The 25,334-nt window shown below is 68.5% G+C and carries 22 protein-coding genes and 1 pseudogene; 7 read left to right on the forward strand and 16 right to left on the reverse strand.

What is annotated here, in order from left to right:
* Positions 1–86 precede the first annotated feature (86 nt).
* The 4 genes from KGR00_RS19450 to KGR00_RS19465 form a co-directional block, all read right to left on the reverse strand.
* Positions 87–359, reverse strand: a complete 273-nt coding sequence (locus KGR00_RS19450; protein WP_129141317.1) for an oxidative damage protection protein — start codon at positions 357–359, stop codon at positions 87–89.
* The gene (gene mutY, locus KGR00_RS19455) at positions 356–1,456 is read right to left on the reverse strand and encodes an A/G-specific adenine glycosylase (protein WP_224418677.1); all 1,101 of its coding nucleotides are present in this window, start codon (positions 1,454–1,456) and stop codon (positions 356–358) included. The genes KGR00_RS19450 and mutY overlap by 4 nt, the downstream gene beginning before the upstream one ends.
* Positions 1,457–1,520: 64 nt before the next feature.
* A complete protein-coding gene (locus tag KGR00_RS19460; RefSeq protein ID WP_224418676.1) occupies positions 1,521–3,839 on the reverse strand; it encodes an AsmA family protein in 2,319 nt (772 codons plus the stop codon).
* A complete protein-coding gene (locus KGR00_RS19465; protein WP_129141320.1) occupies positions 3,836–4,288 on the reverse strand; it encodes an acetyl-CoA sensor PanZ family protein in 453 nt (150 codons plus the stop codon). The genes KGR00_RS19460 and KGR00_RS19465 overlap by 4 nt, the downstream gene beginning before the upstream one ends.
* Before the next feature lie 184 nt (positions 4,289–4,472).
* Between KGR00_RS19465 and hisB the strand changes: the two genes are divergently transcribed.
* From hisB to hisF, 4 genes are all read left to right on the forward strand, one after another.
* The gene (gene hisB, locus KGR00_RS19470; RefSeq protein ID WP_224418675.1) at positions 4,473–5,066 is read left to right on the forward strand and encodes an imidazoleglycerol-phosphate dehydratase HisB; all 594 of its coding nucleotides are present in this window, start codon (positions 4,473–4,475) and stop codon (positions 5,064–5,066) included.
* A 22-nt stretch (positions 5,067–5,088) separates the two neighbouring features.
* A complete protein-coding gene (hisH, locus tag KGR00_RS19475; protein ID WP_129141322.1) occupies positions 5,089–5,730 on the forward strand; it encodes an imidazole glycerol phosphate synthase subunit HisH in 642 nt (213 codons plus the stop codon).
* Positions 5,731–5,824: 94 nt separating this feature from the next.
* On the forward strand, positions 5,825–6,592 hold the full coding sequence (gene hisA, locus KGR00_RS19480; RefSeq protein WP_129141323.1) for a 1-(5-phosphoribosyl)-5-[(5-phosphoribosylamino)methylideneamino]imidazole-4-carboxamide isomerase: 768 nt from the start codon (positions 5,825–5,827) through the stop codon (positions 6,590–6,592).
* 5 nt (positions 6,593–6,597) lie between these two features.
* Entirely contained in the window at positions 6,598–7,371 is a 774-nt protein-coding gene (gene hisF / locus KGR00_RS19485; protein WP_129141324.1) for an imidazole glycerol phosphate synthase subunit HisF, read from the forward strand.
* Here the strand turns inward: hisF and KGR00_RS19490 are convergent, their stop codons facing one another.
* The 3 genes and pseudogenes from KGR00_RS19490 to KGR00_RS19500 form a co-directional block, all read right to left on the reverse strand.
* Positions 7,372–8,142: a CHAD domain-containing protein gene (locus KGR00_RS19490; protein WP_224418674.1), complete on the reverse strand. Its 771-nt coding sequence runs from the start codon at positions 8,140–8,142 to the stop codon at positions 7,372–7,374.
* 33 nt (positions 8,143–8,175) lie between these two features.
* Positions 8,176–8,772, reverse strand: a complete 597-nt coding sequence (locus tag KGR00_RS19495) for a YjaG family protein (protein ID WP_224419852.1) — start codon at positions 8,770–8,772, stop codon at positions 8,176–8,178.
* 36 nt (positions 8,773–8,808) lie between these two features.
* A pseudogene (locus KGR00_RS19500) lies at positions 8,809–9,102 on the reverse strand (MGMT family protein); the annotation flags it as partial.
* A gap of 73 nt (positions 9,103–9,175) precedes the next feature.
* Here KGR00_RS19500 and KGR00_RS19505 point away from each other — a divergent pair.
* Entirely contained in the window at positions 9,176–9,907 is a 732-nt protein-coding gene (locus KGR00_RS19505; RefSeq protein WP_129141328.1) for a type 1 glutamine amidotransferase, read from the forward strand.
* A gap of 59 nt (positions 9,908–9,966) precedes the next feature.
* Here the strand turns inward: KGR00_RS19505 and mnmH are convergent, their stop codons facing one another.
* From mnmH to hmpA, 6 genes are all read right to left on the reverse strand, one after another.
* Entirely contained in the window at positions 9,967–11,058 is a 1,092-nt protein-coding gene (mnmH, locus tag KGR00_RS19510) for a tRNA 2-selenouridine(34) synthase MnmH (RefSeq protein WP_224418673.1), read from the reverse strand.
* On the reverse strand, positions 11,055–12,092 hold the full coding sequence (gene selD / locus KGR00_RS19515) for a selenide, water dikinase SelD (RefSeq protein ID WP_129141330.1): 1,038 nt from the start codon (positions 12,090–12,092) through the stop codon (positions 11,055–11,057). The genes mnmH and selD overlap by 4 nt, the downstream gene beginning before the upstream one ends.
* A gap of 68 nt (positions 12,093–12,160) precedes the next feature.
* A complete protein-coding gene (gene radA / locus KGR00_RS19520; protein ID WP_224418672.1) occupies positions 12,161–13,537 on the reverse strand; it encodes a DNA repair protein RadA in 1,377 nt (458 codons plus the stop codon).
* A gap of 91 nt (positions 13,538–13,628) precedes the next feature.
* Positions 13,629–14,102 carry a copper resistance protein NlpE N-terminal domain-containing protein gene (locus KGR00_RS19525; RefSeq protein ID WP_224418671.1) on the reverse strand — a complete coding sequence of 158 codons (474 nt, stop codon included), beginning with the start codon at positions 14,100–14,102 and terminating at the stop codon, positions 13,629–13,631.
* Between the two features lie 113 nt (positions 14,103–14,215).
* Positions 14,216–15,313 carry an alkene reductase gene (locus tag KGR00_RS19530; protein WP_224418670.1) on the reverse strand — a complete coding sequence of 366 codons (1,098 nt, stop codon included), beginning with the start codon at positions 15,311–15,313 and terminating at the stop codon, positions 14,216–14,218.
* Positions 15,314–15,444: 131 nt separating this feature from the next.
* Complete coding sequence (gene hmpA, locus KGR00_RS19535) at positions 15,445–16,623, reverse strand: NO-inducible flavohemoprotein (protein ID WP_224418669.1); 1,179 nt, start codon at positions 16,621–16,623, stop codon at positions 15,445–15,447.
* A 242-nt stretch (positions 16,624–16,865) separates the two neighbouring features.
* Between hmpA and norR the strand changes: the two genes are divergently transcribed.
* Complete coding sequence (gene norR / locus KGR00_RS19540) at positions 16,866–18,506, forward strand: nitric oxide reductase transcriptional regulator NorR (RefSeq protein ID WP_224418668.1); 1,641 nt, start codon at positions 16,866–16,868, stop codon at positions 18,504–18,506.
* A 158-nt stretch (positions 18,507–18,664) separates the two neighbouring features.
* Here norR and ssb read toward each other — a convergent pair whose 3' ends face one another.
* Entirely contained in the window at positions 18,665–19,240 is a 576-nt protein-coding gene (gene ssb, locus KGR00_RS19545; protein WP_129141336.1) for a single-stranded DNA-binding protein, read from the reverse strand.
* Between the two features lie 28 nt (positions 19,241–19,268).
* A complete protein-coding gene (locus KGR00_RS19550) occupies positions 19,269–20,648 on the reverse strand; it encodes an MFS transporter (protein WP_224418667.1) in 1,380 nt (459 codons plus the stop codon).
* Between the two features lie 364 nt (positions 20,649–21,012).
* Between KGR00_RS19550 and uvrA the strand changes: the two genes are divergently transcribed.
* Positions 21,013–23,883: an excinuclease ABC subunit UvrA gene (uvrA, locus tag KGR00_RS19555; protein WP_224418666.1), complete on the forward strand. Its 2,871-nt coding sequence runs from the start codon at positions 21,013–21,015 to the stop codon at positions 23,881–23,883.
* A gap of 62 nt (positions 23,884–23,945) precedes the next feature.
* Here the strand turns inward: uvrA and KGR00_RS19560 are convergent, their stop codons facing one another.
* A complete protein-coding gene (locus KGR00_RS19560; protein WP_224418665.1) occupies positions 23,946–25,106 on the reverse strand; it encodes an MFS transporter in 1,161 nt (386 codons plus the stop codon).
* Positions 25,107–25,334 lie beyond the last annotated feature (228 nt).

Raw genomic sequence — 25,334 nt, forward strand, 5'->3', positions numbered from 1 at the left:
CGGGGACGTATTAAACCGTAAAGCCCCGTGCCGGTCAACCCTTTTCAATTCAAAAAGATGCTTTCCCTCCACGACACCGTCAGACATCACTGCGACGGCGGTACATAGCCTTCGGCCTGGTCGGTCTCGCGGTTGTCGAGGAAACGCTCCATCTGCTCCATGAGGTACTCGCGCGACTCGGGCTCGAGCAGGTTGAGGTGCTTCTCGTTGATCAGTCGCGTCTGCTGCGCCTGCCACTCGTCCCAGGCCTGCTTGGAAACGGTTCGCTGGATCTCCAGCCCCTTCTCGCCGGGCAGTGGCGGGAACGGCAGGGCTTCGAGCTCCTGCTGGTACTTGCGGCAGAACACGGTCTGGGTCATGGCGTTGTCTCCTCGGCTTGTGTCAGGTTGTCGGCCAACGTCTCCAGCAGCGTCTTGACCGGCGCCGCCAGCCCGACATTGGCGGGTTGTGCCAGGTCGTACCACAGCCGACCGCTTTCCGCGACGATTCCTGGCTCGCGCGTCAGCCAGACCGGTTGCGGCACGATCTGCAGCCGAAAATGGCTGAAGGTATGCGTGAACGGCGCCCAGGCCTTGCCGCGCCGGGCATGTGCCACATGACAGGCTAACCAGTCATCCAGCGCGGCGTCATCCTCGAACTGAGGAAAGCACCACAATCCCCCCCACAAGCCGCTGGGCGGCCGGCGCTCGAGCAGCACGCGACCCTCGGGGTCGCACAGCAGCAGCATCAGCGTACGCCGCTCGGGCAGCGCCTTGCGCGGCTTGGACTCGGGAAAACGCCGCTCCTCGCCGCGGGCGTGAGCCACGCAGACGTCCTCGAAGGGACACAGCAGGCAACTGGGCTTGCCCCGGGTACACAGCGTCGCCCCCAGGTCCATCATCGCCTGCGCGTAGTCGGCCACCCGCGAGTCGGGCGTGTAATGCTCGGCCAGCCGCCACAGCTCGCGGCTCACCGCGGTCTTGCCGGGCCAGCCCTGGACCGCGTGCAGCCGCGCCAGCACGCGCTTGACGTTGCCGTCGAGAATCACCGCGCGCCGACCGGTGCTGATGCCGATGATCGCCCCGGCGGTCGACAGACCGATCCCCGGCAGCGCGGCCATGGCCTCGAGGCTGTGCACGGGAAATTCACCGTCGTGCTCGTCGACCACGCACTGCGCCGCCCGGTGCAGGTTGCGCGCCCGTGCGTAGTAGCCGAGCCCGGTCCACAGGTGAAGCACCTCGTCGACCTCGGCGCGGGCCAGCGCCTCGACGTCCGGAAAGCGCGCCATGAAGCGTTCGTAGTAGGGGATCACCGTGGCGACCTGAGTCTGCTGGAGCATGATCTCCGAGACCCAGACTCGATAAGGGGTCTTGTCCTGCTGCCAGGGCAGGCTCTTGCGACCGTGGCGATCGAACCAGTCGAGCAGGCGCGACTGGAAGGCCTGCGGGGTCAGGTCGATGGGCTGGGATGGCGTCATGGGCGCAGCGTCCCATAAAAAAGCGCCGACGCGAAGGTCGGCGCAGGACTGGCTTGCATGATAGTCACTTCAATAGACCACGGATGGCGTTGCGAAGTTCCTCGGAAGATTTGTCACCGAGTTTTTCATTGAGTTTCTCGCCGAGCTTGTCGACGGCCTTCTTCTGGGCCTCGTCCTTGGCGAGGTTGGTCAGCGTCTGCTGGAAGGCCTGGCGATCGAAGGCGCACCACTGCCCCGGCTCGCCGGACAGCTCACCCTCGCAGTGCACGGGCAGCGGCACCTTCTCGAGCCGCGGATTGACCTTGCAGGCGGCATCGGCGGTATCCACGAAACGAGCCCGGGCGTCGTAGTCGAAGCGCTGGGTGGGCAGGTTGACCTGGCCCTTGCCGGTCAGTTCGATGCCGGGGATGCCGATCAGCAGGTCGTCGTTGTGGATGACGCCGTCGACCACCTTGGCACTGCCCTTGATCTGGTCGAAGCGGGTATCCGGACTCCAGTCGCGGCTGGTGGTCTCGCCCTCCAGCATGGCCACCGCGGTGCACAGCTCCCGCGAGACGTTGACCTTGAACACCGCACCGTCGCTGACGCGGAAGTCGGCCTTGCCGTCGAGATTGCGCAGCAGGGTGTCGGCACGGTTGGTCTGCGAGGTGAAGTCGCCGTTGACGTTGAGCCGGCCACGCAACGGCGAAGGCTTGCCGCTGTAGTCCTCGACCAGCGGCACGAGCTGCACGCCGTCGAGTTTCTCGCTGAACGACCAGCGGATCGGCGACTGACGCACGTCGAGACCGGCCTCGGCATGCAGCGTGCCGTCGTAGAGCCGGCTGTCGAGCCGCTCGAGCGCAAGCCGACCATCGCTGCCGGCGAGCGCCAGCGACGGCTTGTCGAGAGTCAGGCCCTTGACCGTGAGGCTGTCCAGGGCGAGCTGGCCATCGAGGGAGAGATCGCGCAGCGCCGCCGTCGGCACCAGATCGGCCGCTTGCGCCGCCTCGGTCGCCGCATAGGCCGGCGCCACCCCCAGCGTACGCAGCAGCGCGGCGGTGTCATCCTGAGGCGCAGCCTGAGTGCGCGGCGGCAGGTAGCCGTCCAGGTCGAGCTTGTCGCCCTGCAGATCGAAGCTCAGCGAGCGACCGTCGAGGCCGGCCCCTAGCGAGCCGGTCAGCGTGGTGTCGTCCACGACCAGGGTCAGATTGGAGAGCATCGCCCTGGACAGGTCGCCCGTCACCGGGCTGGTCAGTGCGACCTCGGAGAGCGCGTCATCGTCGGCGGTGTCGAGGGCCACGCCGAAGCGCGTCAGCCAGGGGCGCAGCGACAGCGGCGCCAGCTTGACCTGCCCGGAATAGTGCGGTGCGTCGCTCAACTGGCTAACCGTCAGGACGCCGGTCAGCTTGAGCCCATCGTCACCGGTCAGCGAAAGGTCACTGAGCCGCGCGGTCTGTTCCTGGGTATTGGCCTCGGCGACGAACGACGACGCCAGCGAGAGCGGCTTGTCGCCGAGCGCGGGGTGCGCCAGTTCGGCATCGACCTGGGCAGCGTCGAGCCGGTAATGCCCGCCCCGGGTGTCGGCGGTGAGCTTGCCGGCCTCGACATCGAGCGTCTGTTCGCGATCCTTGGAGGCGGCCAGGCTGGTGCGAGTCTCCAGCGACGGCCCTTCCAGCACGTAGCGGCCGTCGTTGAGGCCCAGCCGTACCTTGCTCTTGAAGTCCACCTGACTGCTCAGCTCGGGCGCGGTGCTGTCGACGACGAAATGCGTCTGCAGCGGGAAGGCGTTGACCGGATTGACGTCGCGGCCGGTCAACGAGAGATCGCGCACGGTCAGATCCAGGTCGCTGGACCGGTCGACATAATGCACCCGGCTGTTGCGCACCTCGATGCTGGCGATGTCGAGGGCCACCGCGGGATCGCTGGACGCCTGCATCGCGGGGCCGGCCGAGGCCGGCGCCAGCGCACTCTCGGCCTTGTCGCCGGAGCCGCCGAGCCGGTCGAGCAACTGCTCCCAGTTGCCATGGCCCTGCTCATCACGCACCAGGTCGAGACGCATGCCGTCGAGCGTCACCCCGTCGATGGCGATCTCGCCGGACAGCAGCGGCGCGAAGGCCAGACTGACCTCGCCGCGGTCGATGGCGGCGAACGCCTCGTTCTCGCGAGTCTGTTCGGGCAGCCAGGCACGCGCATCCTCGACGCTGACACCGATACGCGGGTAGAAGGACCAGTTGAGAGGGCCGTCCAGCGACAGGGTCAGCCCGGTCTGCTCGTGTACCGCCTCGACCAGACGCGGCTTGAGATCGTTGGGGTCGAAGAAGGTGGTGACATACACCACCGCCGCCACGACCACCAATCCCAGTACGCCAACTGCCGCGAGCAGTATCCGTACCAGCCTCTTCATTGGCTTCCTCCTGGAGCGGATGTCTTGAGTTCGAAAAAGCTGCCGCTCTCCTCGAGCCGGTACCCCATCCGCACCAGCAACAGCTGGCTTTCCAACGGCAGATGGACGATCTCGATGCGCAGCGGGGTGTCGGTGTCGCCGGCAGCGGCGGCCACCAACGCCATCAGCCGCGAGCCGACGCCGCGGCGGCGCGTGGTCTTGCGCACGCAGAAATGCGACATCCACCAGGCCTCGGGTGTCTTGCGCACGCTCACCGCGCCGAGCAGACGGTCGTTGAACAGCGCGCCGTGAAAGACGCCGCCCTCCTCGAGGTGCTGGCGAATGAAGTCGTCGGCGGGCGCCGGCAGCCAGTCGGGGGCAGCGTCGTGATAGATCCGCGACAGGTCCAGCGCGACCCGGGGCTCGGCTTCCCAGCGCGCGTGATCGACTTCCTCCAATGTGACCGGCATGCCTATTCTCCCGTGGGCGGGATGTCGCTCCCGTCTTGAGCCCCCGCATTGTAGCGGATGGCCAGTGCGATTCTCTATAATGGCAGGCTCGGCAGGGGCACCGGGCCGGATGGCGGCACGCGTCGTCGGCAGTGCCCCTGATCATCAGTGCCCGGCGCGCGAGCGCCCGGAGGGAGAGCGGTCCATGCCCGAGCGCATCGCCACGGTGTCGCGAGACACCTCGGAAACCCAGATCACGGTCACCATCAACCTGGACGGCCAGGGGCGCTTCAACGCCGAGACCGGCGTGCCGTTCCTCGATCACATGCTCGACCAGATCGCGCGCCACGGCCTGATCGACCTGGACATCGTGGCCAAGGGCGACCTGCACATCGACGATCATCATACCGTCGAGGACATCGGCATCACCCTGGGCCAGGCCTTCGATCGGGCAATCGGCGACAAGCGCGGCATCCGCCGCTACGGCCACGCCTACGTGCCGCTCGACGAGGCCCTGTCGCGAGTGGTGATCGACTTCTCCGGCCGTCCCGGCCTGGCCATGGACGTCGACTTCACCCGCGCCAGCATCGGCCGCCTGGACACCCAGCTGTTCCAGGAATTCTTCCAGGGCTTCGTCAACCACGCCCGGGTGACCCTGCACATCGACAACCTCAAGGGCAGCAACGCCCACCATCAGGCCGAGACGATCTTCAAGGCCTTCGGCCGGGCGCTGCGCATGGCGGTGGAAGCCGACCCGCGCATGGCCGGCCAGATGCCGTCCACCAAGGGCAGCCTTTGATCACCAACCGCGAGGAGCGAGCATGACGATCGCCGTCATCGACTATGGCATGGGCAACCTGCACTCCGTGGCCAAGGCCCTGGAGCACGTCACCCACGAACACGTGGTGATCACCCGCGACGCACGCTCCATTCGCGGTGCCACGCGCATCGTGCTGCCCGGCCAGGGCGCCATGCGCGACTGCATGGGCGAACTGCAGCGCACGGAACTGCAGGGGCTGGTTCAGGAGATGCTCGCCGACCAGGCCAAGCCGCTGCTGGGCATCTGTGTCGGCCAGCAGATGCTCATGGACGCCAGCGAGGAAAACGGTGGCATCGAGTGCCTGCGCTTTCTGCCCGGCAGGGTGCGCCACTTCAGCCAGGCGATGCACGATGCCGAGGGCCGCCGGCTCAAGGTGCCCCACATGGGCTGGAACCAGGTCGTCCAGCGTCACGCGCATCCGCTGTGGGACGGCATCGCCGACGAGACCCGCTTCTACTTCGTGCACGGCTACTATGTCGAGGCCGAGCGCGATGCGGACGTCTTCGGCACCACTCGCTACGGCGACGTCACCGCGCACGTGGCCACCGGCCGCGACACCGTCTTCGCGGTGCAGTTCCACCCCGAGAAGAGTGCCAGTGCCGGCCTGCGGCTGCTGGAAAACTTCGTCAACTGGGCGCCCTAGCCGGTCAATCACCCGCGGGGTCTCGTGACACGGGCCTTCATCTCTCATCATCAAGCTGGACCAATCGCGCCCGGGGCGTGAACGAGGACACGACATGCTGGTTATTCCCGCCATCGATCTCAAGGACGGCCAATGCGTCCGCCTCAAGCAGGGGCGCATGGACGACGCCACCACCTATGGCGACGATCCGGTCGCCATGGCCGAGCGCTGGGTCGAGGCCGGCGCGCGGCGCCTGCATCTGGTCGATCTCAACGGCGCCTTCGAGGGCAAGCCGGTCAATGGCGGGGCGGTGACCGCCATCGCCCGCGCCTATCCGCAACTGCCGATCCAGATCGGCGGCGGGATCCGCTCGGCGGCGACCATCGAGCACTACCTGAACGCCGGCGTCTCCTACGTGATCATCGGCACCCAGGCAGTCAAGCAGCCGGCCTTCGTCAGCGAGATGTGCCGGCTGTTCGAGGGCCACGTGATCGTCGGCCTCGACGCCCGCGACGGCTTCGTCGCCACCGACGGCTGGGCCGAGGTCTCGACGATCAAGGCCACCGAACTGGCCAAGCGCTTCGCCGACGACGGCGTGTCGTCGATCGTCTATACCGACATCGCTCGCGACGGCATGATGCAGGGCGTCAATCTCGACGCCACCGTCGAGCTGGCCCGCGAGGGCGGCCTGCCGGTGATCGCGTCCGGCGGCGTCACCAATCTCGACGACATCCGCGGCCTGGCCGAGGTCGCCGATCAGGGCATTCTCGGTGCCATCACCGGACGCGCCATCTACGAGGGCAGCCTCGACGTCGCCGAGGCGCAGCGACTGTGCGACGCGATGGACGCCGAACGCGATACCCCCGCAACCCGCAAGGAGTGACGACCATGGGCCTGGCCAAACGCATCATCCCCTGTCTCGACGTCGACGCCGGCCGGGTGGTCAAGGGCGTCAATTTCGTCGGCATCCGCGACGCCGGCGACCCGGTGGAGATCGCCAAACGCTACAACCAGCAGGGCGCCGACGAGATCACCTTCCTCGACATCACCGCCAGCCACGAGGACCGCGAAACCACTGTCGAGATGGTCGAGCGCATCGCCGGCGAGGTGTTCATCCCGCTGACCGTGGGGGGCGGCATCCGCACCTGCGAGGATATCCGCACCATGCTCAACGCCGGCGCGGACAAGGTCTCGATCAACACCGCCGCGGTGAACAACCCCGAGTTCGTGCACGAGGCCGCCGAACGCTTCGGCAGCCAGTGCATCGTGGTGGCGATCGACGCCAAGCGGGTCAGCGCCGACGGCGAACCGCTGCGCTGGGAGATCTTCACCCATGGCGGACGCAAGCCCACCGGGCTCGATGCCATCGACTGGGCGCGCAAGATGGTCAACTACGGTGCCGGCGAACTGCTGCTCACCAGCATGGATCGCGATGGCACCAAGTCGGGCTTCGATCTGGAACTGACCCGGGCGATCTCCGATGCCGTGGCAGTGCCGGTGATCGCCTCCGGCGGGGTCGGCAACCTCGATCACCTGGTGGAAGGCGTGACCCGGGGCGCCGCCGACGCGGTGCTCGCCGCGAGCATCTTCCACTTCGGCGAATACACCATCCCCGACGCCAAGCGCTACATGAGCGAGCACGGCATCGAGATGCGGCTGTAGTCACAGCCAGCCGAGCTTCTCGGCCTGCTCGAGGCCCTCGTCGAGCTGTTGCTCGGCGAGGGCATGCAACTCACCCATCAGCGGGTCGCGGCGTGATGCGTCCAGTGTCGCCTCCGCCTGTAGCCATGCCGCCAGATTGACCAGGTCGTGCTGACGGCCGAGCCGCTTGGCCAGGCGCTTGAGGCGGCGCGGATCGAGCTTGGGCGACTTGCCCTTGACCCCTTCACGCAGTGCCTGCTGATAGGTCAGATACTTCACCCACTTGCGCCAGCGGTGGCAAAGCGCGGGATCCCGGGACTCGGCACAGGCCGCGGCCAGCCGCCGGGCCTTGCGCCGACTGCGCCGATAGCCGGCCTTGACCTGACGGCCTCTCAGCGGCTCGGCCCGCCAGTTGTCGGCCTCGCGGGCGAATTCGGCGCCGAGCACCCCCCGATCCGCACCGGCGGTCGCGTCGAGCGACGCGACCAGGGTGGCGCGCAGCCGGGCCACCACGGGACGCAGCTCGGGGCTCAGGCGCGGCAGCGCCCAACCCAGCATGGCATGGCGTACCCGGGCCTCGCGCGGGCCCTCCAGGGTCTTGGCGATCGCCCGCGGCGTGGCCTCGCGGGCCTTGATCGCCGCCTTGGGGCGCTCGACGCGCTGCAGCTGGCGGGCGGCTCGCAGCCGCTTGCAGGTCAGACGCAGCTCGTGCACGTCGTCATCGTCGAGCGGCGAGGCCAGCCGGGCACGGGCCTCGTCGATACGCGCCTGGGGCCATTGACGGTACTTCACGCTCGCCTCCCCGGCGCCCCTGGCGGGCGCCGATCAGTCCAGACTCAGCCCGAGGTTGCTGACGCCGTCGTTACGCCCCAGACGGCGCAGCGCCTTGAGCGCCTCGCGATCGAGTCGCTGTTCGGCGGCTTCCAGCACCGCCGCCTGGAAGCCGCGCTCGTCGTCCATCAGCGGATGCTCGCGCAGGCGCTCGGCGGCCTGCTCGGCATCGTCGGCTTCGCTGCCTTCGGTCATTTCGATGTAGGCCTGCACGCCGCTCATCGACAGGCCACTGACCGCCTGGGGCGCGTCGGGCGTCTCGCTCTGCAGGGTATCGAGCAACGTGGCCAGTGCCATTACCGCTTCCACCGCCCGGCGCGCGCCGAAGCTGTCGTCGTCGCCGGGCGGCTCGAGCTCGACGAGCTTCTCGGCCTGGCGGGCGAAATCGATCTTCGCCTCGCGCACCAGCAGCGCCTCCCAGGCCAGGTCGAGGATCACCCGCAGGGCCCGGGGATCGCCGACACCGCTCATCTGTGCATAAAGACCATAGTTGGGCAACAGACGTTCGCACAGCGCGGCCATGAAGGCCGCCTGCTGACTCCGATCGAGTTGCTTGAGGCGCGCCTTGAAGCCGCCCGCGGGTTTGCTCATGCCATCTCCTTGAATGTCACGCGCTTCCGGCCCTCTGGGCCAGAGCAGTGATGCATCGACCCGCCCGCGCTCGTCGAAGACCACCCCCTCGGCGCGCAGCTTGTCGCGCTGGCGGGCCGCGCCGCCATGGTCGGCGACACGCCGCGAGGCATTGATCACGCGATGCCAGGGCAGCTGGTTGCCCGCGGGCAGATGGCGCATGGCACTGCCCACCATGCGGGCGGTCGCGCCGTCGGTCATCGTCGCCACCCGACCGTAGGTGGTCACCCGCCCCGCGGGGATCTGGGCGACGATGGTGTAGATCTGTTCGAGCCGTTCACGCGAGGCCATCGCCGGACTCCCTGAGCGAAAGAAAAAACGCCACTGGACGCTGTCACGCCGCTTCCGCCATCATGATGCCATCATGCATATCTACTTTCTCCAGCACGCCGCCCATGAGGGCCCCGCCCGACTCGCCGACTGGCTGGCGGGCATGGGGCACAGCCACAACACCTGTCACCTGTACGCCGACGAGGTCCCGCCGCGCCTGGAGGACTGCGACGCCCTGATCCTGCTCGACGGCCCCCAGCGTCACGATGCGCTCGAGGCCCACCCCTGGCTCAAGCGCGAGAAGAAGCTGATCATGCGCGCGCTCAAGAGCGGCAAGCCGCTCTTGGGCATCGGCCTGGGTGCCCAGTTGATCGCCGAGGCGCTCGGCGCCATCGTCTCGCCGGGGATCTACACCGAGGCCGGCTGGCATACCATCACCCTGGCGCCGGAGAGTCCCTTCGACCTGCCCGAGCAGTTCGAGGCCTTCCACTGGCACCGCGACATCTTCGGCCTGCCCGAGGACGCCCTGCCGCTGGGCGCCAGCTCGGCCAGCCCGGTGCAGGGCTTCGCCTGGGACGCCGGCCGGGTCGTCGGCCTGCAGTGCCGTCTGGAAGTCACCGCGTCCAGCGCGGCGCAGCTGCTCGACCACCCGCTTCCGGGCGACACCGAGCGTCCCGCTGGCGACAGCGGGCAGTCCGACGGTGACGCCGCCGACAGCCCCTACGTCCAGAGTCGCGAGAGCATCCTCGCCGATCCCCGGCGCTTCGACCGCCTCGCCGCCCTGCTGGATCGGGTGCTGGTGCGCTGGCTCGCCAGCACCGCCTGAGAGGGGGTGCACAATGCCTGCGCTCGCCGACTTTGTAAGCCCCCTCCGAGAGCGCGCGACTAGGCTGTCTGTCGCGCCAGCCAGTCGCGGGCAAATGCCAGACAGCTCTCCCAGTCGCCGACATGCAGGAAGGTCTGGTCGTGCTTGTCGAGCTGATGCCGGTAGAGCGGATCGTAGTATTCGGTGAGCAGCGGCGCCAGCCAGGCCTCGTGGGCCTGGGAATTGCCGCGCTGGTGCTCGCGGAAGGCCAGCTCCTGCAGGCGGATCAGGCGTTCCAGACGCGGCCCGCCCAGGCGCTTTTTCAGGCGCCGCAGGGCGCCGGCGAGCTGCTTGCGCATCAGCGCCCAGCCCAGCCATTCGCCGTACTGGCCGGCGTAGATCGCCCACAGGTCCTCGATGTAGTCCTTGTGGATGCGCGCCAGGCGCCAGTCCAGCGGCATCTCCACGCGCACGCGCGGCGCCTGTTCCATATTCCGCCAGAACGCCAGCGGAATGTTGACGTTGCCGATGTGGCGCGACTCGTCCTCGACCACGCAGGAGCCCTCGATGGCCAGCAGATCGCGACCCATGGCGTGCTCGAAATCGATCTGCGACGGCGCCGGCAGCGGATGGCGACCGAATGCCGAGCCCTTGTGACGGGCACAGGCCTCCAGATCCAGGCCATTGCCGGCGCGCTGCACCAGCTCGGTCTTGGCGCAGCCGGTGAGCCCGCCGACCACCAGCATCGGCCGCTCGGCGGCGGCGTCGATGCGTCGGCACAGCGCCTGACGCATGGCCTTCCAGCCGCCCTGGATGCGCGGACGCTCGAGCCCCGCCTCGGCCAGCCACTGCTGGGCGATCTGCGAACGCAAGCCGCCGCGGAAGCAGTAGATCAGGGCATCGGGATGCGCGTCGAGCACCCGCCGCCAGGCGTCCACCCGGGCGCGCTTGATGCCGCCACCGACCAGCCGCTGACCGAGTTCGATCGCCGCCGCCTGACCGTGCTGCTTGTAGGCGATGCCCACCCGGTGACGCTCCTCGTCGTCCATCAGCGGCAGGTTGACGGCGCCCGGCAGCGCCCCCTGGGCGAACTCCACGGGGGCACGCACGTCGATCAGGGTGCGCCCCTCGGCGAGCCAGGCCAGATCGGGCGCGACGCTGGGCAGGGTCACCGCCGGACCTCGATCAGCGCCTCGCCCTCGGCCTTCACGCACTCACCGAAGGGCTCCAGGTTCACGCCGTGGGCCCGGCCGACACGCTCGACGTCATCGGCATAGGACGGGTGCACCGCGAGCAGCAGGCCCCCGGAGGTCTGCGGATCGCAGAGCCACTGCCAGTGCGCCTCGTCCATCGTCGGCAGCCGTCCGCCCAGCGCCTGGCGGTTGCGTTCGCTGCCGCCGGGTACCGCGCCCTGGCGACGATAGGCCTCGGCGTCGGCCAGCCGCGGCAGGCGACGGAAGTCGATGCGCGCCTTGACCCCGCTGGCCTCGCAGACCTCGCTCAGATGCCCGGCGAGGCCGAAGCCGGTGACGTCGGTCATGGCATGCACGCCCGAGATCTTCGCCAGCTCGACGCCCATGTCGTTGGCGGCGAGCATGGTCTCGCGGGCCAGCCCCTGGTGCCCCGGCTCGAGCAGGCCGCGCTTCTCGGCGGTGGTCAGAAGGCCCACACCCAGGGGCTTGGTGAGATACAGCAGATCGCCCGGCTCGGCGCCCTTGTTGAGCTTGAGATGCTCGAGATCCACCAGGCCGTTGACCGCCAGTCCGAAGATCGGTTCGGGGGCGTCGATCGAGTGGCCACCGGCCAGCGCCAGCCCCAGCTCGCGACACACCGCCTGGGCCCCGGCCACCACGTCGCCGGCGATGTCGGCGCCCAGGGTGTCCAGCGGCCAGCCGAGGATGCCCAGCGCCATCACCGGCGAACCGCCCATGGCATAGACGTCGCTGATGGCGTTGGTGGCGGCGATACGGCCGAAGTCGAACGGATCGTCGACGATCGGCATGAAGAAATCGGTGGTGGCGATCAGCCCGCGGCCGTCACCGAGGTCATAGACGGCGGCATCCTCGCGCCCCTGGTTGCCGACGATCAGCCGGCTGTTGCTGGCCCCGGGGCCGGCCTTGGCGAGGATCCCGTCGAGCACGTCGGGGGCGATCTTGCAGCCACAGCCGGCGCCGTGGCTGTACTGGGTCAGGCGAATGGCGCTCATGGTCCTCTCCTTGGTTCGGTTTGCGACGATTCTACGTCAAGCGTAGACAGGCGGGGCAACGGCCGGGCCTACAGGGCCTCCAGCGCCTCGGCGAGCTTGTCCACGGCGACCACCGTCATCCCCTCCGGGGCACGCTTGGGGGCGTTGCCGCGTGGCACGATGGCCCGGGTGAAGCCGTGCTTGGCGGCCTCGACGATACGCTCCTGGCCACTGGGCACCGGACGAATCTCGCCGGACAGGCCCACCTCGCCGAACACCACCAGCTCGCGCGGCAGGCTGCGGTTCTGCAGGCTCGACACCACCGCCAGCAGCACCGCCAGGTCGGCGCTGGTCTCCAGCACCTTGACCCCGCCCACCACGTTGAGGAAGACATCCTGGTCGCCGGTGAACAGCCCGCCGTGCTTGTGCAGCACCGCCAGCAGCATCGCCAGCCGGTTGGGGTCGAGCCCCACCGCCACCCGGCGCGGGTTGCCCAGCGCCGAGTCGTCGAGCAGCGCCTGGACCTCGACGAGGATCGGTCGGGTGCCTTCCCAGACCACCATCACCAGGCTGCCCGGCGCCTGCTCCTCGCCGCGCGAGAGAAAGATCGCGCTGGGGTTCTTGACCTCCTTGAGGCCCTGCTCGAGCATCGCGAACACGCCCAGCTCGTTGACCGCCCCGAAGCGGTTCTTCTGGCCGCGCAGGGTGCGAAAGCGCGAGTCGCTGCCGCCCTCGAGCAGCAGCGAGGCATCGATCATGTGCTCGAGCACCTTGGGGCCCGCCAGGGTGCCGTCCTTGGTGACGTGACCGACCAGCATCAGCACGGTATTGGAGCCCTTGGCGAAGCGCGTCAGCGCCGCCGCCGACTCGCGCACCTGGGCCACGCCGCCCGGCGCCGAACCGATATCCTCGAGATGCATGGTCTGGATCGAGTCGATGATCAGCACCGCGGGACGCTCGCGCTCGGCGACGCCGAGGATCGTCTCGATGCTGGTCTCGGCGAGCATCTTCAGCCCCTGGGTGGGCAGTTGCAGGCGATGGGCGCGCATCGCCACCTGCGACAGCGACTCCTCGCCGGTGACATAGAGCACGCTGCGCTGCTGGGCGAGCTTGCAGGCCGTCTGCAACAGCAGGGTCGACTTGCCGGCGCCGGGGTGGCCGCCCAGCAGCACCGCCGACCCGGGTACCAGGCCGCCGCCCAGCACCCGGTCGAACTCGCCGAAGGTCGACGAGAAGCGCGGCACCTCGGTGAGATCGACGCTGCCCAGATCGACCACCTCGCGCGACAGCGCGCCGGCGTACCCCGCGCGCGGCGCAGGCGCGGCGCCACCGCTTCCCGGGCGGGGGGCGGCCAGGCGCACCTCGCTCAGGGTATTCCACTCGCGGCAGCTCGAGCACTGGCCCTGCCACTTGGTGTATTCGGCACCGCACTCGGTGCACACGAAGGCGCTCTTCGCCTTGGCCATGACACGCTTCCCACGCTGTGACGACGATGACGACCCCGTCAACGACAAGGGCGGCCCGCAGGCCGCCCCGTCGTGTGATGGCCGACCGGACTTACTGGGCGACCTGACCCTGCTCGCGCGTCAGCCGCAGGGCCTCGCCGTTCTGGAAGCGCCGCTTCTGCGGATCGACCAGTTCCAGGGTATCGGGGTCGAGCTTGAGGAAGTAGTAGACCTGCCCTTCGCCATCCGGGGTCAATTCATAGACGGTGGCGTCGGGATCGGTGGCCGTGCCGCTGAGCACGTCCCACTGCCCCTCGTAGTGCTCGTCCGGCGGGTTCTGCGGGTGTTCGCGGTAGGCGGCGTCCAGTTTGAAGGTGCGCTCGGCATCGCTGGCCTGCTCGTCACCACGCAGGGCCACGGTGATGTCGATCCCTGCGCAGTTGCGACACGGTAGCGTCCCTTCGTAGACGGCCGCCTGTTCGGCGGCCGCCGGCGTCTGGGGCGACGCGGCCTGCTGGGTGCCGGTGGCACAACCCGCCAGCACGGCAAGCATCGCGGAACCGGCCAGCAACGTCCTGATCTGCATGTGAGTCCTCCTAACCAATGGGCTTGGACCGCCCGATACGGCGTCCTGCCTCACAGGATAGCGGCAAGCCAGGCCGCTGGACAGCCCATGGCCTGCCGCGGGCATGGCGAGCATCAGTCCAGGCTCGGGTAATCCGTGTAACCCTCGGCCCCGCCACCGTAGAAGGTATCCGGATCGGGCGTGTTGAGCGGCGCGTCGCGACGGAAGCGCTCGACCAGATCGGGATTGGCGATGTAGGGCCGGCCGAACACCACGGCGTCGCCCAGGCCATTGTCGATCAGCGCCTCGCCACGCTCGGCGGTGTAATGGCCGCAATACAGCAGCACCCCGCGGAAACGCTCGCGCAGGTCGCGACGGAAAGCGTCGCTGAGCTGCGGGCCTTCGCCGGTCCAGTCCGGTTCGTTGATGTGCAGGTAGCCGATCTTGCGCAGCGACAGCTGCTCGGCCAGATAGTGCATCATCGCCTCCGGCTCGTCGTCGGAGAGGCCGAATATCTCGATGAACGGCGACAGGCGCACGCCCACCCGGTCGGCGCCCATCACCTGGCTCACCGCATCGACCACCTCGAGCAGCAACCGCGCCCGGTTGACCACGCTGCCGCCATAGCGATCGGTGCGCCGATTGGACCCGGTGGCGAGGAACTGCTGCAACAGGTAGGCGTTGGCGGCGTGGACCTCGACCATGTCGAAGCCGGCCCGCTTGGCGCGTCGCGCCGCCTGGCGATAGTCGTCGATCAGCGCCGGGATCTCGTCGAGCGCGAGGGCACGCGGTGTGCTGGCCGGCGCGCGGCCGGCCGAGCCGTCCGCGAACTCGATGAAGGCCTGGGCGCCCTCACCGCGTAGCGCGCTCGGCGCCACCGGCGGCTGGCCGCCCGGCTGCACGGAGTCGTGCGATACCCGGCCGACGTGCCACAGCTGCAGCGCCATGCGCCCGCCGGCGTCGTGAACCGCCTTGACCACCTTGCGCCAGCCCGCTTCCTGGGCATCGGTATAGATGCCCGGGGTATAGACGTAACCGCGCGCGGTGGGCGAGATGTTGGTGGCCTCGCTGATGATCAGCCCGGCCCCGGCACGCTGGGCATAGTAGGTCGCCTGCAACTCGCCCGGCACCATGTCCGGCGTGCGGGCGCGGGTCAGCGGCGCCATGATCACCCGGTTGGGCAGGCTCAGACGCCCGACCTGCAGCGGGGACAGCAATCTCTGGTATGCCATGGTCTCTCCTTGGCCAGTGAAATCGTCGGCTCGAGAGAGTATATGGTAGCCATTAGAGCGCTAATCAATGGCGGCGACGATGGTTTTTACCGATCAGGGGCATAGGCAACCACCATCACCGCCGAGGCATGTCAGGCCGAGAGCTGACGGGTGGGGCCGAAGGTCTCGAAACGACGCTGTGCCCCGGGCACACCCAACTCGGCCAGTTGCTCGTCGACGCTGCGCATGAAGCCGTAGGGGCCGACCATGTAGCAGCGGGCCTCGGGGCTCGGCAGGTGGCGCGCCAGCAGCTCGCGATCGAGGCGGCCAACATGATCCGGCGCGTCATCATCCCGCGGCGACTCGTAGAGCGTCACGGTTCTGAGCTGTTGCGGGTAGCGGGCCTGGAGCGCGGCCAGTTCGTCGGCGAAGGCGTGTACGCTGCCGTCGCGAGCGGCGTGCACATAGGTCACCTCACGGCCCTGGGCCAGCGCCTCGTTGGCGAGCGACAGCATCGGCGTCTGGCCCACCCCGCCGCTGAGCAGCATCACCGGCTCACGGCCTTCGTCGAGGGTCAGGTCGCCGGCCGGCGGCAGCAGTTCCAGCGTGGCGCCGACGCCCATGTGGGCGTGGAAGTACTCGCTGACCCGGCCGCCGGGCTCGCGCTTGATCGACAGCCGATAGGTCCGGCCGTTGGGGGCCGCCGACAGGCTGTAGTGACGGTAGACCGGTTCGCCGTCGAGTACCAGCCGCACGCCGATGAACTGGCCGCCGCGGAAGTCGGCAACGGGGCCACCGTCCTCGGGCGCGAGCACGAAGGAACGGATCTCGGCGCTCTCGTCGCGGGTCTCGGCGACGCGGAAGACCCGGGTCCCGCTCCAGCCGCCCGGCCGACCGGCGAACTCGGCATAGGCCTCGGCCTCGAGCTCGATCAACAGGCCGGCCAGCTCCTCGTAGACGGCCTGCCAGGCATCGGCGATCTCGGGGGTGACGGCATCGCCCAGCACCTCGCCGATCGCTGCCATGAGGCACTCGCCGACGATCGGATACTGATCGGGACGGATACCCAGCGAGACGTGCTTGCCGACCACCAGGGCCAGCGCCGCCTTGGCCTGTTCACGGTCGCCGCGCAGTTGCACGTAGCGCAGCACCGAGCCGGCCAGGGCCCGCGGCTGGCTGCCGGTGGCCTGGTGGGCGGCGTTGAACAGGGCCTTGACCTCGGGGTAACGCGCGAACATCAGCGGATAGAAACGCGCGGTGATCGCCTCGAGATGCTCGGCGACGACGGGGGCGGTGGCGGCGACCAGCTGTTCCTGTTGCGGGGTCAGCATGGATGATTCTCCTGAAAGATGGCGTGACATCCTGATAGAGCAACCGCCGTGCCAGCGTGCCAGTGCCTTGATCATCCGCGACACCCTGCCACACCCCGTGTCGCCAGCCCCCGCCACCGGCGGCGCCGAGCCCGCCGGCTCCAACCACCGGCGCGGGCCGTTGGCCACCGCCAGTCACGGAGACTGTACAAACGACAGCCATTTTGCTGTCATTTCGACAAATTCCGCTGAAGAGCGTCTTAATGACACCGTTCTACCGCGCCCTGCGCGAGCTGCTCACCCGGCTCGCCGACGGCGAACCGATCGAGACCCTGCATCCCTGGTGGTCGACCCTGCTCGCCACCCTGGTGGGCGATTCACCGGCCGACGCCAGCACGCTGATGGTGACGACCGACGCCGGGTTGCAGCCGGTCGCCGTGCTCGGCCTGCCGGCCGACGTGCGCGGCCGCCATTTCTCGCTCGACGCTCATCCACGCCTGGCGGCCATCGCCAGCCACGCCGCGGTCTGCCGCTTCCCGCCCGACAGCCCGCTGCCCGACCCCTTCGACGGCCTGATCGACGAGGACCTGAGCGCGGTCCACGACTGCCTGGGCGTGGCCCTGCGCGACGGCGAACGGTTGATCGGCGTGCTGACCCTGGACGCCCTCGAGGCCGGCCGGCTCGCCACGCTGGACGACGAGGAGCTGCTGGCCAAGGCCCGCCTGCTGGGCACCTGCCTGCGCCTGGCCAGCCAGCTCAGCCAGACCCGCTCGCGACTCAGCGAGGCGCTCGATCAGGAGCGCCAGCCGCCGGTGACGATGCACTGGAACAGCCCGGCGATGCGGCGGCTCGACGAGACCATCCGCCTGGTCGCGCCCACCGACATGTGCGTGCTGCTGCAGGGCGAGACCGGGGTCGGCAAGGAGCGGGTAGTGCGCGCCCTGCACGCCCGCTCGGCGCGCCATCGCGGCCCGCTGGTCCAGGTCAACTGCGCCAGCCTGCCCGAGTCGCTGATCGAGAGCGAGCTGTTCGGCCATCGCCGCGGGGCCTTCTCCGGCGCGATCCAGGACCACCGCGGCCACTTTGCCATGGCCGACGGCGGCACCCTGATGCTCGACGAGATCGGCGAGTTGCCGCTGGCCCTGCAGCCCAAGCTGCTGCGCGCCCTGCAGGAAGGCGAGATCCAGCCGCTGGGCAGCGAGCGCGTCCAGCGTGTCGACGTCCGGGTGATCGCCGTGACCAACCGCGATCTGGCCGCCGAGGCCGCCGCCGGACGCTTCCGCGAGGATCTCTACCACCGCCTTGGCGCCTTCCCGCTGCAGGTGCCGCCGCTGCGCGAGCGCCGCGAAGATATGCCGCTGCTGGTCGGCAGCTTCCTCGCCGACAACCGGGTCCGCCTGGGCGTGAGCAACCTGCGCCTGGCCGCCGAGGCCGAGGCCGCGTTGCTCGCCTGGCACTGGCCCGGCAACGTGCGCGAGCTGGAGCACACCCTGGGCCGGGCGGCCCTGCGCGCCCTCGGCGAACGGCTCGGTGAACGGGTCCGCGACCACGGCGCCGACAGCCGCCGCCAGGCCGTGATCCGCATCGAGCGCCACCATCTCGATCTGCCCACCGACGAGCCGGCTGCGACGACGCCGCCGCCCGAGCGCTCTGCCGCGACCGGCTCCGATGTCCCCGCGACCCGGGGCGACTGGCCGGTGCTGCGCCAGGCCACCGAGGACTTTCAGCGCCGCTATATCGACGAGGCACTGAATGCCCACGACGGCAACTGGGCGGCCACCGCTCGCACCCTGGGGCTGGACAGCGGCAACCTGCACCGCCTGGCACGCCGGCTGGGGCTCAAGTCGCCGACGCGCCCCCACAAAAAACCCGCCGGTAATGCCGACGGGTCGGGAGCGCGTTAGGGAAACACTGCACAAATGCCTGCACGGGCGAATCGCTGCGTTGCGCGGTGCGCGGAATCCTCACATATACCCCATATGCTGCGGTTCCTGTGCGCCGGGCGCCTTGCGCTTCATCCCGCTCGCCTATTTGTTCAGCGCTTCCTTAGGACGACCTTGGTTTAGAACGGGATCTCGTCGTCAAAGTCATCGAAGCTGCCGGGCTGCGGGGCGCCATAGTTGCCGCCCTGCTGGCCGCCTTGCTGACCACCCTGGGCCGGCGGCTGCTGCGGAGGACGCTGCTGGGGCGCGTTGTTGCCATAGCCGCCCTGCTGGCCGTAATTGCCGCCCTGCTGACCGTAACCGCCCTGCTGTCCGCCGGCGTTGCCCGGCTGCTGCTGCGGGGCGAAGTCGCCGCCGCCGCGCGAATCGAGCATCTGCATGTCGTTGCAGACGATCTCCGTCGAATAGCGGTCCTGGCCGTTCTGGTCCTGCCACTTGCGGGTCTGCAGCCGGCCTTCGATGTACACCTTGCCGCCCTTCTTGAGGTACTGCTGGGCGATTTCGGCGAGCTTGTTGAACAGCACCACCCGGTGCCACTCGGTCCGCTCCTGGCGCTGACCGCTCTGCCGATCCATCCAGGTATCGGTCGTCGCCACGTTGAGGTTGGCCACCGCCGTTCCCGACGGCGTAAAGCGCACTTCAGGGTCCTGACCCAGATTGCCGATCAGGATGACCTTGTTCACACCACGGGCCATGTTTGACTCCTTGCTGTTGGACGGGCGTTCAGGCGCCCGATGTGTCGTGTCGGGTACCGGCCACGCGGGCCAGGGCATCGGTGTCCAGGCGCTGCCGGTCGACCTTGAGATAGGCCACGCCCTCCTCGGGCACCACCATCACGTCCTCGACCCCGGCCACGGCGGCGAAGCGGGACATCAGCGTGTCGAACGCGTCGTGGCCCTCCTCGAGCGCGACGATCTCGCTGGACAGATGCCGCGGCGCGGGCATCTTCCAGATCACCGCCAGCCAGACCGCGCCGAGCAGGGCGGCGCCGAGAAATACCGCATCATACCCGAAATGCTGGGATAGCGCCCCGCCCAGCACCCCGCCGAGGAAGGCGCCGAGGAACTGGCTGGTCGAATACACGCCCATGGCGGTGCCCTTGGCGCCGGCCGGGGCCAGCTTGCTGATCATCGACGGCAGGGTGGCCTCGAGCAGGTTGAAGACCACGAAGAAGGCCCACAACAGCCCCAGCAGCACCCAGCGCTGATGGCCGATCTCGCCCAGCGCCAGCAGGATCAGTGTCATGCCGGCCACCGAGCCGAGGAAGGTCGCCTTCATCTGGCGGCGTTTCTCGGCGACGATCACCAGCGGCACCATGCAGACGAAGGCCAGGCCCATCACCGCCAGGTAGAACCAGCCCTGGTGCGAAGCCTGGATGCCCACGTCGACCAGCCGGAACGGTACCGCGACGAAGGCGGCGGTGAGGATCAGGTGCAGGGCGAAGATCGAGAAATCCAGGCGCAGCAGGCTGAGGCTCGACAGCGTGCTGTGCAGCTGGCTGCGATCCATGCCCACGTCGCGGTGGCGTACCAGGCGCGGCGCGGCGGGCACCAGCTTCCACAGCACCAGCAGGCTGGCCAGGGCGAGCAGCGCGGTGAGCCAGAATACGCTGGTCAGCCCGAAGTGGGCGGCGACCAGCGGGCCGACGACCATGGCGATGGCGAAGGCCACACCGATCGACAAGCCGATGGTGGCCATCGCCGCGGTGCGGGTCTGTTCGCGGGTCTGGTCGGCGAGCAGTGCCATGATCGCGCCGGCCACCGCGCCGCTGCCCTGCAGGCAGCGCCCGGCGATGATCTCGAAGATGGTATCGGCCTCGGCGGCGATCACGCTGCCGAGCATGAACAGTACCAGGCCGCCGGCGATCACCGCCTTGCGTCCCACGCGATCGGAGAGCAGGCCGAAGGGGATCTGGAAGACCGCCTGGGTCAGGCCGTAGGCGCCCAGCGCCAGGCCGACGAGCAGCGGTGTGGCGCCGGCGAGGTCCCTGGCATAGAGCGCCAGGACCGGGAGTACCATGAAGAGGCCGAGCATGCGGGTGGCGTACAGGCCGGCGAGGCCGGTGATGGCACGCCGCTCGGAGGTCAGTAGTCGAGCAGTCATGGGCAGGTTCGCAGTCTGGGTGAACGGGAAGGGGAAACAGCTTGCGAGTCACAAAGCGCCACCGGGCGACGGCCGGAAGACGGCGCAGGCTCGGCCAGACGGTACCCATCGGCCCATGCCTTGCGTGCATGAGCGCCGGCAGCGGCGTACACCGACGCCTCGTGCCGTGTCTGCCTGATCGGGCCTCGCTCGTCATTCGCGACGACGCGCCGGCATGCGGCACCGAGCGCGACCATTCTACCGGTTCGCGCCCATCGGGGGAAAGCCGCGCACGACCGGGCCGACCCGGCCGCTTAACCCGGGTTGCTATGGTCGCAACCGGCCAGGGCGTATAATGGAAATTTTGCGCTGCAATGAGGTGGCAATGGACAGGATCCAGGTCAGGGGGGCTCGCACCCACAACCTCCAGAACATCGACGTCGAACTGCCGCGCGACAAGCTGATCGTGGTCACCGGGCTGTCCGGTTCCGGCAAGTCCTCGCTGGCCTTCGACACGCTGTACGCCGAAGGCCAGCGACGCTACGTCGAGTCGCTGTCCACCTATGCGCGGCAGTTCCTGTCGATGATGGAAAAGCCCGACGTCGACCACATCGAGGGGCTGTCGCCGGCGATCTCCATCGAGCAGAAGTCCACCTCCCACAACCCGCGCTCGACGGTCGGCACCATCACCGAGATCTACGACTACCTGCGCCTGCTGTTCGCGCGGGCCGGCACGCCGCGCTGCCCGGATCACGACATCGATCTCGAGGCACAGACCGTCTCGCAGATGGTCGATCAGGTGCTGGCCCTGCCCGAAGGCAGCCGGCTGATGCTGCTGGCGCCGGTGATCAAGGGCCGCAAGGGGGAGCACCAGCAGTTGATCAGCGAACTGCGTGCCCAGGGTTTCGTGCGCGTCCAGGTCGACGGCCAGGTGCTGGAGTTCGACGAGATTCCGCCGCTCGACAAGAACAAGAAGCACGACATCAGCGTGGTGGTCGACCGCATCAAGGTGCGCGACGACCTCCAGCAGCGTCTCGCCGAATCCTTCGAGACCGCGCTGAACCTGTCCGACGGGATCGCCGTCGTGCATTTCATGGACGGCGAGCGCGACGACCTGACCTTCTCGGCACGTTTCGCCTGCCCGGTATGCGGCTACTCGATCGCCGAGCTCGAGCCGCGGATGTTCTCGTTCAACAATCCCGCCGGCGCCTGCCCGACCTGCGACGGCCTGGGCAGCCAGCAGTACTTCGACCCCGACAAGCTGATCAGCCACCCGGAACTGTCACTCGCCGAAGGCGTGATCAAGGGCTGGGACCGGCGCAGCGTCTACTACTTCAACCAGTTGCAGGCGGTCGCCGAGCACTATCGCTTCAAGCTCGAGACGCCCTGGAACGAACTGGCCCGCCACGAGCGCGAGATCGTCCTCCATGGCAGCGGGCACGACGCCATCGCCTTCAGCTACGTCAACGACCGCGGCCGCAAGGTGACCCGCGAACATGCCTTCGAGGGCGTGCTGCCCAACATGCAGCGTCGCTATCGCGAGACCGATTCGAGCATGGTCCGCGAGGATCTCGCCAAGTACCTGGCGGTGCAGCCCTGCCCGACCTGCCACGGCTCGCGGCTGCGGCGCGAATCGCGCCACGTCTACGTCGACGACCACACCCTGCCGGAGATCGTGCGCCTGCCGATCGGCGACGCCTGGGACTACTTCAAGGCCCTGGAACTGCCCGGCCGCAAGGGCGAGATCGCCGCCAAGATCGTTCGCGAGATCCATGCCCGGCTGGAGTTCCTGGTCAATGTCGGCCTCGACTATCTCAACCTCGAGCGCAGCGCCGATACCCTCTCCGGCGGCGAGGCCCAGCGCATCCGCCTGGCCAGCCAGATCGGCGCCGGCCTGGTGGGGGTGATGTACATCCTCGACGAGCCGTCGATCGGGCTGCACCAGCGCGACAACGACCGCCTCCTGCGCACGCTGGTCCACCTGCGCGACCTGGGCAATACGGTGATCGTCGTCGAGCACGACGAGGATGCCATCCGTGCCGCCGACCACGTGCTCGACATCGGCCCCGGCGCCGGCGTCCACGGCGGGCGCATCGTCGCCCAGGGCACGCCGGCCGAGGTCGAGGCCAGTCGCGACTCGCTGACCGGGCAGTACCTGGCCGGCACCCGGCGCATCGAGGTGCCGCCGTATCGCATCCCGGGCAACCCCGAGAAGGTCGTGCGGCTGATCGGCGCGCGCGGCAACAATCTCCAGGACGTCACCCTCGAGCTGCCGCTGGGGCTGTTCGTCTGCGTCACCGGGGTCTCCGGATCGGGCAAGTCGACGCTGATCAACTCGACGCTGATGCCGATCGCCGCGCGCGAGCTCAACCGGGCCTCCACCCTGACGCCGCAAACCTACACCGCCATCGAGGGGCTCGATCAGCTCGACAAGATCATCGACATCGACCAGAGCCCGATCGGCCGCACGCCGCGCTCCAACCCGGCGACCTACACCGGCATCTTCACGCCGATCCGCGAGCTGTTCGCCGGCACCCAGGAGGCCCGCGCCCGCGGCTACAAGCCCGGCCGCTTCTCCTTCAACGTCAAGGGCGGGCGCTGCGAGGCGTGCCAGGGCGAAGGCATGATCAAGGTCGAGATGCACTTCCTGCCCGACATCTACGTGCCCTGCGACGTCTGCAAGGGCAAGCGCTACAACCGCGAGACCCTGGAGATCACCTACAAGGGCAAGAACATCCACGAAGTCCTCGAGATGACCGTCGAGGAGGCGCTGGAATTCTTCTCGCCGGTGCCGGCCATCGCTCGGCGCCTGCAGACGCTGATGGACGTGGGGCTGTCCTACGTGCGCCTGGGGCAGAGTGCGACCACGCTCTCCGGCGGCGAGGCGCAGCGCGTCAAGCTGGCCCGTGAGCTGGCCAAGCGTGACACCGGCCAGACGCTCTACATCCTCGACGAACCCACCACCGGGCTGCACTTCGAGGACATCCGCCAGCTGCTGATGGTGCTCCACCGGCTGCGCGACCACGGCAATACCGTGGTAGTGATCGAGCACAATCTGGACGTGATCAAGACCGCCGACTGGCTGATCGACCTGGGCCCTGAGGGGGGCTCGGGCGGCGGACGGATCATCGCCGAGGGCACGCCGGAACACGTGGCGACCCTCGAACACTCGCACACCGGGCGCTTCCTCGAACCGCTGCTCGCCACCGGCAAGTCGCGCAGCGCGAAGGCAACCGGCGAAAAGGTGGAATCCTGACGGCCGACACTCACCCGTGCGCACCGCCTTCATGACGCGCGAGCCCCTTGAAGGTGGTGCCGCTACGAGTTCGGTGAGAGCGTCTTCACGCGCTCGCCGGATAACCGTCTACCGACCAGGAGAGCCCCGGCAAACAAGGCCAGACCGAAGAGTCCCAGCGCCAGCGTGTGTCCCCAGAGATCCGCGACCATACCGATGAGCACCACTGGCAGGCTGAAGCCGGTATACGCCATCAGGAAAAACCCGGCACTGGCACGCTCGGTCTGCTCGCCCGCCAGCTCCAGCACGCCACTCATGCCACCCAGGTAGATGAACCCGTAACAGGCACTGCTGGCGGCCAGGGTACCGATCAAGATCGCACTCATCACGCCCTCGGTCGCGCCCCAGGCAATCAACCCGAACGCCGGTGGCAGTATCGCCAAGCCAAGCCGCGTCGCGCCCCGGGGAGACAGTCGGCGTGCCCAGGGCTGGAACAGCACCCCGCAACTGCAGATACCGAAGGTGGCAAAACCCGACCACTCCGCCAGCCCATGCTTTTCGAGCGCAGAGGGCAGCAAGGCAATGACCAGGCCCACGGTCGCCCATGCCAGCAGGATGGCCAGGGCGAACGGCAAGCTGCCCGACGGCCAGCTCGGCAGTTTCAGCATCCCACCACCGCCCCGACGGCGCGCATGACGATCCTCGAGTCCCGATACCAGCAGCAACGCCAGGCTGGCCGCTGGCAGATATAACCACAGACTCGACGGCACCAGCTCGACTCGGTGCAGTAGAAAAAGGCTGGTGATCGCTGCGCCGAGCCCGAAGCCCAGGGAGGTACTGGCGGCGACCCAGTTGGCTGCCTGGCGGCGATCCCCCCTCTGGAGCAGGTCCACCATCCATCCCGGTGCGACCGACGCCATCATCGCGGTCCCCAGGCCCATCATCAGGCGGGCGATACCGAGACTCACCAGCCCGGGGGCCACGATCGTCAGGGCCGTCGCTGCCAGCGTCAGACAAAGTGCCCCCACGATCATGCCCTTTCTGCCGATCCGATCCACCAGGCCGTTCAGCATCAGCAGTACCGGAAAGACCCCCAACACGTAACAGGCAAAGGCGACGCTGCTCGCGCCTGTCCCGACGCCGTCCTTGTCCGCCAGCAGCGCGTAGAGCGGGGCCTGTAGATTGACGGCGGTGGTAATCAGGCATAGGGCTACGGCAAGCCGGGTGGCATCGAGGCGGGGCATGGTGCGTTCCTGTACATACAGACTGACGGAGCCGTCAGCATGAGGCGCCCATGCCCCCGCGGAGAAGGCACGGCGGCGAGTCGTTCGCCTGAACTGTACAGGCGTTTTCAAGAACGATCGGGACGCCGGACACCATCAAGGCCCCGCAGCACCGTATTCTGGCTCACGGCCCGACAGCCATGATTTGCCCGCCATGATGGCGAGTCGCACAATAATCGCCACAGCCCT

The organism is Modicisalibacter sp. MOD 31.J (assembly GCF_020147985.1).
GTDB classification, from domain to species: Bacteria; Pseudomonadota; Gammaproteobacteria; order Pseudomonadales; family Halomonadaceae; genus Modicisalibacter; species Modicisalibacter coralii.